Annotated in this window: 13 protein-coding genes; 9 read left to right on the top strand and 4 right to left on the bottom strand. The window is 63.5% G+C overall.

The window, feature by feature from the left end; translation table 11 throughout:
• Nucleotides 1-772, bottom strand: a 772-nt coding sequence (locus tag APH35_RS27235; RefSeq protein WP_082425863.1) for a sugar transporter, incomplete at its 3' end; no start/stop codon positions are given.
• Between the two features lie 204 nt (nt 773-976).
• Between APH35_RS27235 and APH35_RS27240 the strand changes: the two genes are divergently transcribed.
• Nucleotides 977-2293, top strand: coding sequence for a hypothetical protein (locus tag APH35_RS27240; RefSeq protein WP_060515796.1), 1317 nt, complete (start codon nt 977-979; stop codon nt 2291-2293).
• A 79-nt stretch (nt 2294-2372) separates the two neighbouring features.
• Here APH35_RS27240 and calA read toward each other — a convergent pair whose 3' ends face one another.
• Nucleotides 2373-3425 carry a vanillin reductase gene (gene calA / locus APH35_RS27245; RefSeq protein WP_060515797.1) on the bottom strand — a complete coding sequence of 351 codons (1053 nt, stop codon included), beginning with the start codon at nt 3423-3425 and terminating at the stop codon, nt 2373-2375.
• Nucleotides 3426-3606: 181 nt separating this feature from the next.
• Here calA and APH35_RS27250 point away from each other — a divergent pair, with 181 nt between their 5' ends.
• On the top strand, nt 3607-4512 hold the full coding sequence (locus tag APH35_RS27250; protein ID WP_012271722.1) for an AraC family transcriptional regulator: 906 nt from the start codon (nt 3607-3609) through the stop codon (nt 4510-4512).
• Nucleotides 4513-4560: 48 nt separating this feature from the next.
• Here APH35_RS27250 and APH35_RS27255 read toward each other — a convergent pair whose 3' ends face one another.
• Entirely contained in the window at nt 4561-5157 is a 597-nt protein-coding gene (locus APH35_RS27255) for a TetR/AcrR family transcriptional regulator (protein ID WP_012271721.1), read from the bottom strand.
• Nucleotides 5158-5249: 92 nt separating this feature from the next.
• Here APH35_RS27255 and APH35_RS27260 point away from each other — a divergent pair, with 92 nt between their 5' ends.
• From APH35_RS27260 to APH35_RS27275, 4 genes are all read left to right on the top strand, one after another.
• On the top strand, nt 5250-5846 hold the full coding sequence (locus APH35_RS27260) for an NAD(P)H-dependent oxidoreductase (RefSeq protein WP_060515798.1): 597 nt from the start codon (nt 5250-5252) through the stop codon (nt 5844-5846).
• Between the two features lie 88 nt (nt 5847-5934).
• Nucleotides 5935-6441, top strand: a complete 507-nt coding sequence (locus APH35_RS27265; protein ID WP_012271719.1) for a sigma-70 family RNA polymerase sigma factor — start codon at nt 5935-5937, stop codon at nt 6439-6441.
• Nucleotides 6438-7412 (top strand): FecR family protein, encoded by a 975-nt coding sequence (locus APH35_RS27270; protein ID WP_012271718.1) that lies wholly within the window; start codon nt 6438-6440, stop codon nt 7410-7412. The genes APH35_RS27265 and APH35_RS27270 overlap by 4 nt, the downstream gene beginning before the upstream one ends.
• 93 nt (nt 7413-7505) lie before the next feature.
• Nucleotides 7506-9935, top strand: coding sequence for a TonB-dependent siderophore receptor (locus tag APH35_RS27275; RefSeq protein WP_060515799.1), 2430 nt, complete (start codon nt 7506-7508; stop codon nt 9933-9935).
• 7 nt (nt 9936-9942) lie between these two features.
• Here APH35_RS27275 and thpR read toward each other — a convergent pair whose 3' ends face one another.
• Entirely contained in the window at nt 9943-10488 is a 546-nt protein-coding gene (thpR, locus tag APH35_RS27280) for an RNA 2',3'-cyclic phosphodiesterase (RefSeq protein ID WP_060515800.1), read from the bottom strand.
• A 158-nt stretch (nt 10489-10646) separates the two neighbouring features.
• Here thpR and lpxO point away from each other — a divergent pair, with 158 nt between their 5' ends.
• The 3 genes from lpxO to APH35_RS27295 form a co-directional block, all read left to right on the top strand.
• Entirely contained in the window at nt 10647-11546 is a 900-nt protein-coding gene (gene lpxO, locus APH35_RS27285; protein ID WP_060515801.1) for a lipid A hydroxylase LpxO, read from the top strand.
• 133 nt (nt 11547-11679) lie between these two features.
• Nucleotides 11680-12024, top strand: coding sequence for a carboxymuconolactone decarboxylase family protein (locus APH35_RS27290; protein ID WP_012271714.1), 345 nt, complete (start codon nt 11680-11682; stop codon nt 12022-12024).
• A gap of 78 nt (nt 12025-12102) precedes the next feature.
• The coding region (locus APH35_RS27295; RefSeq protein WP_060515802.1) for a GNAT family N-acetyltransferase at nt 12103-12624 on the top strand (522 nt) is incomplete at its 3' end.

The following is a 12624-nucleotide window of genomic DNA, read 5'->3' on the forward strand; positions in this document are numbered from 1 at the left end:
ACAACACCAGCGTGGTGCGCTCACCGCCAATCTGCGCCACGTGCAGTGCAAACGGTTCAATGTAGCTGTAGGCAGTGAACTGCGCGGTAATCACCAGCGTCACCAGCAGGTAGGTGATCACCAGCGCCGGGCGCTTGAACAGGATCGGCAGGCTGCGCAACGAGCCGGAGTTCTGGCTGGGCAGCAGCGGCAGCGATTTCATCAGGCACAGCATGGTGGCCAGCGCCACCCCGGCGATGCTCAGGAACGTGATGCGCCAGCCCAACGCCTCGCCTACCACGCGGCCCAGCGGAATACCCAGGACCATGGCCAGGGTAGTACCGGTGGCCAACAGGCCCAGCGCCTTGGCCTGCTGCCCTGGTGGAGCCACACGCACCGCCAGCGAAGCGGTGATGGCCCAGAACACCGCATGCGCCAGGGCAATGCCGATACGGCTGACCAGCAGCATGGCAAAGCTTTGCGACAACCAAGACAGCAAATGGCTGACGATGAACACCAGGAACACGAACAGCAGCAGACGTCGCCGTTCGATGTTGCGGGTCAGCAGCATCATCGGCAGCGAGGCCAGCGCCACCACCCAGGCGTAGATGGTCAGCATCAGGCCCACCTGGGCGGTGCTCATGTCGAAGCTGCGGCCAATGTCGCTGAGCAACGCCACTGGAACGAACTCGGTGGTGTTGAAGATGAAGGCCGCCAAGGCCAGGGCGATCACGCTAAGCCAGCTGCCGCTGCCCGTTGCGGGCGGTATGTGGGTAGGTGTGGGTCCGTTCATGGGTGGAAAGTGCTTCTCCGCAGACAGGCAACAGGTCGCACGCCAGCCACCCGCTTGCCGGGGTGCCAACGTGCGCGTTGTTATTGACAGGAATGCCCGGCATGGTACGCGTCAAGCCGGGGCCTCACAACCGCGAGGCAGGTAGAAGGAGTACCATGCGCGCTTTGTGTGAAACGCGTGTGCGACAAGGAGCCCGATCCGCTCATGGACAAGCAGCACCCCCAGCAGCAATGGCAGCAGGCGGTTACCGCCTACGCCCAGGCCGTCAACGACTACGTCGCGCAAGGCCGTGCGCAAGGCTGGGACAACCTCGAAGAACCGCAGGCGCCAGCCACCAGACACCTGCTCGACGCCTGGTTGGCAGCCCTGCAGGCAGCCAACTGCCCAGGTGTCGACGAACAGCAGCGCCGGGCCTTCCGTGAGGCCTGGCCCCCCGCGCACCATCCCCTGGTACCGTTGCTCGAAGACCACGCCCAAGGCATCAGCAATGTTTTGCTGCTGGAGGATGGCAGCCTGCTGGCACGCATCGGCATGCCGTACGACAAAGGCCAGGTGGTGCGTATCGACCACCATGGGGTAACCCCGGTCATCGGTATCGAACACTTTGGCCGCTGCCCGGCCCGGCGCTACTTCGCCCTGGCCAATGCCGAGGGCATACGTGTGACCGATGGCTGGGGTGGCCCGCAGGTGCGCCGTCTGGCCTGGCCAACCGGGCTGGAGGGGTTGCCGCCGGGCTACCCGTTCGAGCCGTTCGACCTGCCGCCCACACCCACCGCGCTTATCCCCTTCCCGGACGGCCAACGCGTGCTGCTGGTGAGTGCCGAAGGTATCTTCGTGCTGGCCGGTCAAGGTGCAACGCGCCTGCTGCCGCAGCAGACGCGCGTGCTCGATGAGCTGGCCGAAGGTACCGAGCCAGACGACATCAACCTGGGGCTGAGCATGGAGCATGGCGCGGTGTCGGCAGATGGCCGCTTGATCGTGGTGGGTGAGCAAGGCAGCCGGCACCGGGTCCTCGACGATCAGCTCAGGCCGCTGGCACACATCGGCCCAGGCAGCGAATACCCGCACTTTGCTTTGTTCAACCGCACCGGTGACCAGTTAATCGTCAATGCCTGCCATTTCTACAGCGGCGCCACACTGGCGGTCAGGGTGGCGGACTTGCCCGGCCTGGATACCGACTACTACAGCCAGGACCCACGCACCCCGCTGGTGCAGGATGGCGCACGGGTGTACGCCGGGGTGGCGCGCGATGGCGAGTACATCGTGGGTGATGCCTACGGGTACCTGCGGGCATTTGGCGAAGATGGCGAGGAGCATTGGCAGCACTACCTGGGGTCGACCATCAGTGCGATGGACATCAGTGCCGACGGGCGAACACTGGTGGCGGCAAGCCATGCGGGGGTTGTGTCGGTAATTGCGCTGGAGAGCGGGCGGCCCGAGTGGCAGATCGGTACCGGAGCACACGGCGAAGTGCGGCGGTGGTTGTTCTGGAAGGGTTGGGACAAGGCGATGGTCTGGTAAAAGACCGATCATTCATGTTGCCTGTACTGGCCTCCTCGCGGGTGCCCCCGCGAATAGGCCAGTACAGGCAACCGATCGATCAGCCCTGCAACGTGGCCATGTCGATCACGAACCGGTACTTCACGTCACCGGCGATCATCCGCTCATACGCCTGGTTGATATTGCGGATATCCAGCATCTCGATATCGCAACGGATACCGTGCTCAGCGCAAAAGTCCAGCACTTCCTGGGTCTCGGCGATGCCACCGATCAACGACCCCGCCAGTACTCGGCGCTTCATCACCAGGTTGGCTGCATGCACCGCCGGGTCGATCGGTTCGATCAGCCCGACCAGGATGTGCACGCCATCGAACTTCAGGGTTTCCAGGTACGGGTTGAGGTCGTGCTGCACCGGAATGGTATCGAGCAGGAAATCGAAGCGGCCAGCAGCGGCGCGCATCTGCTCGACATCGGTGGACACGATCACATGGTCGGCACCCTGGCGGCGGGCTTCCTCGGCCTTGGCCTGGGAGCGAGTGAACAAGGTCACTTGCGCACCCAGGGCCTTGGCAAGCTTGATACCCATGTGGCCCAGGCCGCCCATGCCGAGGATGCCGACCTTGTGGCCCGGGCCGACGCCGTGATGTTTGAGTGGCGAGTAAGTGGTAATGCCGGCGCACAGAATAGGTGCAGCGCTGGGCAGGTCCATGCCGGCCGGGATGCGTACCACGAAATGCTCGCTGACCACGATGCTGCTGGAGTAACCGCCCATGGTGTTGCTGCCATCGACCCGGTCCGGGGTGGCGTAGGTCATGGTCGGGCCTTCCAGGCAATATTGCTCCAGGTCCTTGGCGCAGGCTTCACAGGTGCGGCACGAATCGACCATGCAGCCGACGCCGACCAGGTCACCGACCTTGTGCGCAGTGACGTTGTCGCCCACCGCTGTAACCCGGCCGATGATCTCGTGGCCAGGCATCAGCGGGTACACGGCAATGCCCCATTCGTTGCGCGCCTGATGGATGTCGGAGTGGCACACACCGCAGTACAGGATCTCGATGGCGACGTCGTCCGGGCGCGGGCTGCGGCGCTCGAAGGTCATGGGGGCCAGGGGGCTGGTGGGGGTTTGGGCGGCGTAGCCGATGGCGGTGTACATGCAGGACCTCGCATTTAAGTGAAACGATTCAGGCGGCGCATTCTGCGCGTCGCCTGCCGCCTCGCCCACGGCTGATTCTCCGGCATGCATGCCTGATCCTCCGAAGATGCCACCCAGCATCTAGCGCCACGCCACCAGTCTGCGATGATTAAGCTGTCTGATTCTCTGCCCTTGGTTCACCATGCAACTGACCCGCCACGTCGACGCCAATGCGCCGCTCTGCGCGCTCATCCGCACCCTCGCCACACGCCCGGGCTTCGTACCTACACGCCTGCCCCAGGTGCAGGTGCTGAGCTGGGACCACTATGTCGCCAGCAGCCCACAGATCTACGAACCCAGCCTGATGATCCTGGCCCAGGGCAGCAAGCTGGCGCGGCTGGGGCCACGCACTCTGGAGTACGGCGCCGGGCATTACCTGGTGCAGGCGTTGTCGGTGCCGTTCATGTGCGAAACCTTCGCCACCCCTGACGCGCCATTGCTGGGCGTGGCGGTGGACATCGACCGTGGCGTGCTGGGTGAACTGGTGCAGAGCATGGACATGGTGCCGGACGCTGCAGTACAGGCCCAAACACCGCAATCGATGACCTCGGCAGCACTGGATGCGCCAATGCGCGACAGTGTGGAACGGCTGCTGCATTGCCTGCAGGACCCGCTGGACGCCAAGGTGCTGGGCCCGGGGCGCGTACGCGAGGTGCTGTATACCGCGCTGCGCGGCCCGCAGGCCGGTGTGTTGCGAGCACTGGTGGAGCAACAGGGGCACTTCGCCCGCATCGGCGCAGCCCTCACCCACCTGCGCGAGCACTACGCCGAGCCGCTGAGCGTGGAGGCACTGGCCACGCGGGCCAACATGAGTGTTTCTACCTTCCATGAACACTTCAAGCGCTGCACCGACATGGCGCCGATGCAGTACTTGAAGCGTTTACGCCTGCTGAAAGCGCAGCAGATGCTGATTGGCGAAGGCCTGGGGGTGGCGCAGGCCGCGCACCGGGTGGGCTATCAGAGCACGTCGCAGTTCAGCCGCGAGTACAAGCGCCAGTTCGAGCGCAGCCCAGGGGATGAACTGCCGTACCAGAGCTTGCCAGTTTGACGGGATGGGCCTCGTGGCCGCTTTGCGCCCCCCCACGAACTCAGGCCTTCACTGCCGCTCTACCATAGCGATAATTGCGGCCTTGAGCTCGGCCTTGGCCTGCCCGGCCTCCAACTCCCCTGCTGCAGCCGCCTGGGACAGCGCATCCGCCGCCCCCACCAGCAGGCGCATGCCGGCAACCCCCACATTGCCGCTGGGCGAAAAACCGGCCAACGCTTCGCGGCACTTGTCCAGAAACGGCTGCTCATACGCCCGTTTCAGCGCTTCCATTTCCGGCGACCCGGCCAGCGCTGCCGACACACCCGGTATTTCCCGGCCCTGGCTCATCACGCAGTCCACGTAGGCCTCGGCAATCACCTGGGCTCGGCTGACCAGGCTGTCTTCGCAGTTGGCCAGGGCCTGCGCCAGCATCTGCGACTGACGCGCATCGTATTCCTGGTACAGCGCCACCAGCAGCCCGGTGCGGGTATCGAAATGGTCATAGACCACCGGCTTGGTTACCCCAGCCTGTTCGGCCAGGCGCCCCAGGCTCAGGGCATCCGTCCCCTCCACACCCACCAGTTGCCAGGCCACATCCAGCAACTGCCTGCGGCGTTCGTCGCGGTTCAGCCGTTTACGCACCGGGGTGCGATCGTCGCTTGACATTGCTTACCTACCAAAAGTAACTTACTGAACGTAACTTACCTCGAGTATATAGCGCTCAGGGTCATTCCGCATCCCGTCTTGGAGAACCCACCATGCACGCCTTGATCGTCGTCGGTCATCACGACCCGCAATCCCTCACTCACGCCCTTGCCCGCCAAGTCGCCGAAGGCCTTGCCAGTGCTGGGCACACTGGCGAAATCGCCGACCTGGCCAGTGAAGGTTTCGACCCACGCTTTGGCCTGGCCGATCACGCGGTGCACCGCCGCCAGGCAGCGCCACCGGCTGACGTACTGAAGGAGCAGGCGCGCATCGACCGCGCCGATGCCCTGGTACTGGTTTTCCCCATCTATTGGTGGTCGTTGCCGGCTTTGCTCAAAGGCTGGGTCGAGCGGGTATTCAGCAATGGTTGGGCGTTCGACTACGAAGGGGGCGTTAGCGTCAAGAAGCTGCGCGGCATGAAGGTGCACCTGGTCGGTGTTGCCGGCGCCGACAGCGGTACCTTCGATCGGCATGGCTATGCCGAGGCCATGCGCGTGCAGATCGAGCACGGCATCTTCGACTACTGCGGCGCCGAAGTACTGGGTTCGACCTTGCTGGACGACAGCGAAGGCCCCAGCCAGGTTCGCCATTTGCAGCACGCCAACGCCTTGGGCAAAACGCTGTTTGCCGAATCTCAGGCCGCTGCCTGATCCCTACGAGAGTGCCTTCCCATTGCAGGAAATCAAACGACCCAGCTACTATTGAGAACGATTTTCACTCACGACCGGATACCAGGCGTTGGACAGCACATCGACCCGTAAACTGGGCTTTTTCTTCAGCGACCACCATCGCTGGTTGCTCCAGCATATCCACAAACGCCTGCGTAACCACGCCGACGCCGAGGATACCGCGGCCGAAACGTTCTGCCAGATGCTCGGCGCGCGTGTCGATCCAGACAGCATTCAGCAGCCTCGCGCCTACCTCACCATCATTGCTCGCCGGCTGATCTTCGACCGCCACCGTCGTCGCCAGCTCGAGCACGCCTATCTGGAACATCTGGCGCGGCTGCCGGAGGCCGTAGCGCCATCGGCCGAGGAGCAGCTGCTGCTGATCGAGGCCCTGGTGACCATCGATCAGGCACTGGACGGCTTGCCAGCGGTCGTCAAAGCCACCTTCCTCTATAGCCAGCTCGACGGCATGCACTACGCCGACATCGCCGCAAAGCTGCAGATCAGCGAGCGCTCGGTCAGCCGCTACATGAAACAGGCGCTTCGCCAATGTTACCTGTGCGAGGTGCAGGCATGAGCAGGCCAGCCCTCGACCGGGTCAGCGAGCAGGCCATCGACTGGATGGTCGAGCTCAGGGCCGCTACGCCTGATGCAGCGCTGCTGCAACGGGTCAGGCTCTGGCTGCAGCAGGACCCCGCTCATCAACAGGCCTGGAACCGACTGGAACAACGCCTTGGCCATCCGCTCGCCGCATTGCACGCCCTCGATCAACGGGCCCCTGGCCAAGCCGCAGAGGCGCGCCGATTGCTGATGCAGCCGACTCGCTCACGGCGTGACGTACTGGGCGCCATGGCAAGCCTGGGGCTGTTGGGCACGGCGCTGTGGGGTGGATGGCGCAGTGACACTGCCCAAGGCTGGCTGGCCGACTTGCACACAGGCCGTGGCGAGCGACGCAGCTTCACTTTGGCGGACGGCAGTCGCCTGAGCCTGAACAGCGCCAGTGCGGTCGACGTGCAGTTCGATGCCGGGCAGCGTCTTGTGGTGCTGCGTCACGGTGAGTTGCTGATCCAGGTCGCGCGCGACCCGCTGCGTCCCCTGCGAGTGCGCACCGCGCAAGGGCAAGTGCAGGCGTTGGGAACGCGCTTTCTGGTCAGCCAGGAGGAAGATGCCACCCGGGTGGTGGTACTGCAGCACAGTGTCCGCGCCAGTTTGGCCGATGGCCAATGGGCCGAGCTGCAGCAAGGGCAGGCCGCGCTGCTGCGCAGTAACACCCTCGAACGGCTGACGGGCGAACAACAGCAACGCGCTGCATGGCTGGAGGGCCGCCTGGAAGTCCTCGACCAGCCCCTGCATGAGGTGGTCGACGCGCTGCGCCCCTACCAGCGTGGCTACATTCGGCTCGCCCCCGCGGCACGCGGTCTGCGGGTACAAGGCGTATTTCCTCTGGACCAGCCACAACAGGCGTTGAAGGCGTTGGCCGAAGCGCTGCCAATCAGCGTGGAACGCTATGGCCCGTGGCTGATGCTGATCGACCTGAAAACCTCTTGATAAAAATATTTATCAAAATCATTCGCAATGGTGGCAAGTTTTTTTTGTTCGTCCCACATACCTCCTGACAGCCACTTCATTCGGGAGTAATCCGTGTACAACCCCTTGCCCCGCGCCCTGCCTCTGGTCGCCGCCTTGGCCAGCTTCAACGTGCTAGCCCAGGCGCAAACCCAGATGTTCGACCTGCCGCCCGCCAGCCTGGCTCAAACGCTCAACCGCATCGCCAGCCAAAGCGGCCACATCATCGCGCTGGAGCCTGCACTGGTGCGCGGCAAGCAAGCACCTGCCGTGGTCGGCCAGATGAGTGCCGAACAGGCCATGCAAGCTGCTCTGGCCGGCAGCGGCCTGCAGCTGCGGGTTTCCAGCGAGGGGCATTTCAGTGTCGCCCCCGCCAGCCTGGGCGGCGACGTCATGGAGCTGGGCAGCACCAGCATCACCGACAACTACGTGGATGCAACCAGCGAAGGCACAGGTTCCTATGCCGCCCGTGCGGTGACCCTCGGCAAAGGCACGCACACTCTCAAGGAGATCCCCCAGTCGGTCACCGTCATCACGCGCAAGCAACTGGATGACCAGGGCATCACCGATTTGCAGGACGCGCTCAACCACACCACGGGCATTGTCGGCGCGCAGGGCATTGGCCCTGGCGTGGTGGTGACCTCGCGTGGTTTCCAGATCGATGACTGGCAGTACGACGGTGTGCCGATTCCGCGAAACAACTATTCGCTGGGCAACTGGGCAACCCAAGACCTGGTGTTCTTCGACCGAGTGGAGATCCTGCGCGGTGCTTCAGGCCTGCTGCAGGGCACAGGTAGCCCCGGCGGCGCGATCAACCTGGTGCGCAAGCGCGGCCAGGCAACCCCGACCGTTACCCTCACCGGCAAAGCTGGCTCCTGGGACCATTACGGCCTGCAGCTTGACGCCGGCGGCCCGTTGACCGCCGATGGCCGTGTACGCGGACGGCTCGTGGCCGACGAAGACCAAAGCGACAGCTTCATCGACTACCAGTGGAGCAAATCGCATTCGTTGTACGGCGCGCTGGACATCGACCTGAATGACGCCACTACCGTGGGTGCTGGCATCAGCTATAACCGCCAGCAGTCGCGACCGATGCTGCGGGGTATCCCCCGCTACGCCACGGGCAAGCCGGTCGACGTACCGCGCTCGACCTACACCGGCGCTCGCTGGAGCCGTGCCGAGACCGACGTCACCACCTATTACCTGGACCTGGAGCACCGTTTCAACGAGGACTGGGCTTTCAAGGCCGCTGCAGTGCGCATGGACGAGACCAACACGTCGACCCACCAGCGCACCCAGACCGTCGGTGAAGGCCTTGAGCCTGACGGCAGTGGCATCGAGTATGCAGACTGGATCACCGACTTCCATTCCACCAAGCTGGGCCTGGACATGAACGTGGTCGGCCACTTCGACACAGGCCCCGTAGCACATGAAGTGACCTTTGGCGGCAACTACTCCAAGCTCACCAGCGATGATGGTTACTGGCGCACCTTTGGTGGCAATGACAGCATCTTCGACATCGACCATGACCGCCCCGAGCCTAGCCGTGACAGCCTGCTTGCCGCGCCCTTCGGGCGCCACGAAAGCAGTGGCTATGATATTCGCCAGAAAGGACTGTACGGTGCCTGGCGCGTCAAACCGACCGACAGGTTGACGCTGATTCTCGGGTCACGCGTCAGCTGGTTCGACTACAGCTACGCAAGCACCACGTACCGCGGGCTGAACCCGGGCCAGGTCAACCCCACCAGCCGCATGACCGAAACGGGTGAGGTCACCCCGTATGCAGGTTTTGTCTACGACCTGACCCGCGAATGGGCCTGGTACGCAAGCTACACAGACGTCTTCGTACCGCAAACCGAACGCGCCGTTGGCAATACACCGCTCAAACCGGTGATTGGCAGCAACTACGAAACGGGCCTCAAGGGCGAACTGCTTGACGGCCGGGTCAACGCTTCGATCGCGCTGTTCCGCTACGATCAGGAAAACCGCGCGGTCACCGATACAACCTCGGGGTTCGCCTGCGATGACTGGTACTGTTCAACAGCGTCGGGCAAGGTACGCAGCCAGGGTGTCGAAGCCGAGATCAGCGGTGAAGTGCTGAGTGGCCTGCAATTGTTCGCAGGCTACACCTACAACACCACCAAATTCCTTGAAGACCCTGTCGACAAAGGCCGCACATTCAGCCAGTGGACACCCAAACACATGCTGCGCGCCTGGGCCGATTACACGCTGCCACTGGACGGCCAGCGCTGGAGTACAGGCCTTGGCTTCACCACCCAAAGCCATACCCTGGGTTACGAGCGCACCTACACCGTGCCGGGCTATACGGTGTGGAGCGCGCGCCTGGCCTATCAGCTGACCCCGGAAGTGAACGTTGCCGTCAACGCCAACAACCTGTTCGACAAGAAGTACTGGGTCGCAGGCTTCAACCAGCTCAATGGCAGCAACAACTATGGCGAGCCGCGTAACTTCCTGTTGACGGTCAAGTACACCCCAGAGCTCTAACCCCAGGTCATTGCGCCAGCGGCCACTGCGCCAATGGCCAGTAGGCGCCCTTGCGCGACTCGTAAAGCGTGAAGTGTCGCGCGGTGAGGTAGAACTCCGGCGCGCTGCTGGCCTCGGGTGGCTGGCCGTGGTAGTCCCTGGACAGCGTCAGGTGCGGCCGATACTCACGGCTGGCCGCCTCCACCCCCAGCGGCAGCAGCGCCTGCTGCAAGCCGTACACCAGGTGCAACAGGGCCGGCGGTGTCTGCTGTGCCTCCAGCACCAGGGCCCCGGCCCGCTGCCACACCTGCAAACGGTCGAGCAACAGCCGCGGCGCCGTGGCCGGCAGCGCCAGTTGATCGACCGCCGCGCAGATCGCTGGCAGCTGGGCGGCGTCCACATCACCGAGGAACAGCAGCGTGACGTGGAAGTTGGCTGCCGGCACCGGTTTGCCGCTGCGCAGGCTCAGGCCCCGGCGCCATTGGGCCAGAGCACTGCGCTGGGCATCGCTGACCGGCAAGGCGAAGAACAGCCGTTTGAACGGGCTACCGCTGGGGCGTATATCCTGAACCATACAAACTCCCTGACATGAAACGTTTGCGCAAGACTGTAGGGCATTACACCAATGTCGCCCCACCGTTTCGTAACAATAAGTACAAACTGCCCCCATGATTGTTTATGCTGGCGAGCTTATGCCATGGCGCATGGCCATTTTTCGACAAGTAAACGTCCATGAAAATTGCACTCGTACTTATCTTCGTCTTCTCGATCGCCTATGTTCACCTGCGCGGTCGGGTTCGCCACAAGCTGACGCGTCAGCTGGGCGACCACTCCAGTTTCCTGGCCCCGGTCAACAGCTTTCTGTACCTGTTTTCCAAACACCCGGCCAAGCCTTACCTGCCGGTCGAGGCTTTTCCCGAACTGAAACCGCTGCAGGACCACTGGCAGGAGATCCGCGAGGAAGGCCGCCAGCTGCTGCACGTAGGCGAAATCAAGAAGTCCGACAATTACGATGACGTCGGTTTCAACTCGTTCTTCAAAACCGGCTGGAAGCGCTTCTACCTGAAGTGGTACGGCGAGAGCCACCCGTCGGCGATGGCGCTGTGCCCACGCACCACCGAGCTGTTGCAAGGTATCGGCACAGTCAAGGCTGCCATGTTCGCCACCCTGCCGCCGGGTGCCAAGCTGGTGCGCCACCGTGACCCGTATGCGGGCTCGTACCGCTATCATCTTGGCCTGGACACGCCGAACGACGACGGCTGCTACATCGACGTGGACGGCGAGAAGTACTCGTGGCGCGATGGCGAGGGGGTGATCTTCGACGAAACCTACATCCACTACGCGGCCAACACCACCGAGCATAACCGCATCATCCTGTTCTGCGACGTCGAACGCCCGCTCAAGTACCGCTGGGCAACCGCGTTCAACCGCTGGTTCAGCCGAAATGTCATGGCCGCCGCCGCTGCGCCCAACGATGCCAGCGACAAGACCGGGGGCATCAACCGCCTGTTCACCCGCATCTACAAGATCCGCGAGCGTGGCAAGGCGCTGAAGAAGCGCAACCGCATGCGTTACTACCTGGAGAAATGGGCAGTGGTCGCAGCGTTGGTGCTGGTGTTCATCTACATCTGAACCGTGTAGGCGCGGGCTTGGTGCAAGCCCGCTGCCAAAGGCCCACTGCATGACCACCAAAGTACAAGCCTCGCACTTGCCACTCTTCGACTAGCCTGAAAGCTCCACTCGCAACCCCCCCAAGGTGAAGACGATGAGCATGATGGACTGGGACGCCTACCGTAAGCAGTTGATGGCCGGCATCGGCGATCTCAAGCAACTCTCACCCGACACCGTGGCCGGTTATGTGACCGCCAGCGGTGCTGGGGCCAAGACCAACCACCTGGACGCCAAGACCCGCGAGCTGATCTCCCTGGCCGTGGCCGTGACCACCCGCTGCGACGGCTGCATCGCCGTGCATTCGCAACAGGCGGTCAAGCATGGCGCCAGCCGCGAGGAAATTGCCGAAGCGCTTGGCGTAGCGGTGGCGATGAATGCTGGGGCCGCACTGGTCTACTCAGCGCGTGCCATGGACGCGGTGGGCAAGGCCAACGGTTGAGCACAAACGGCGTCGCCGCCCTTGCGCGACGGCGCCGCGCCACCCAGACTGGGCGGCTTAGCCCGCGCAGGAACCCGCATGATCCACATTCGCCCCATGACGCCCGAAGACTTCGACCGTTTCTGGCCTACCTTCCAAGCCATTGTCCAGGCCCGTGAAACCTACGCCTTCGAGCCAGCCCTGAGCGTCGAACAGGCTCGCCAGCTGTGGCTGGAGCTGCCCTTGCATACGTTGCTGGCTGAAGAAGATGGCGAGCTGCTGGGTTCCTACTACCTCAAGGCCAATGCTGCCGGGCCTGGCGCACATGTGGGCAATTGCGGCTACATGGTCTGCGAACAGGCGCGCGGCCGGGGCGTGGCGCGCCTGATGTGCGAACACTCGCAGAAGCTGGCGCGCCAGGAAGGTTTTCTGGCCCTGCAGTTCAACTCGGTGGTGGCCAGCAATGAAGTGGCCGTGGCGCTTTGGCACAAGCTGGGCTTCGAGACCGTTGGCCGCTTGCCCAAGGCCTATCGCCATGCCCGCCTGGGGCTGGTGGACTGCCTGGTGATGTACAAATGGCTGGCGGATGAGCCGGTGGTAGAGAAGCCCCCGCTGTTGATC

This window comes from Pseudomonas sp. NBRC 111132 (assembly GCF_001320565.1).
Classification (GTDB): Bacteria; Pseudomonadota; Gammaproteobacteria; order Pseudomonadales; family Pseudomonadaceae; genus Aquipseudomonas; species Aquipseudomonas putida_P.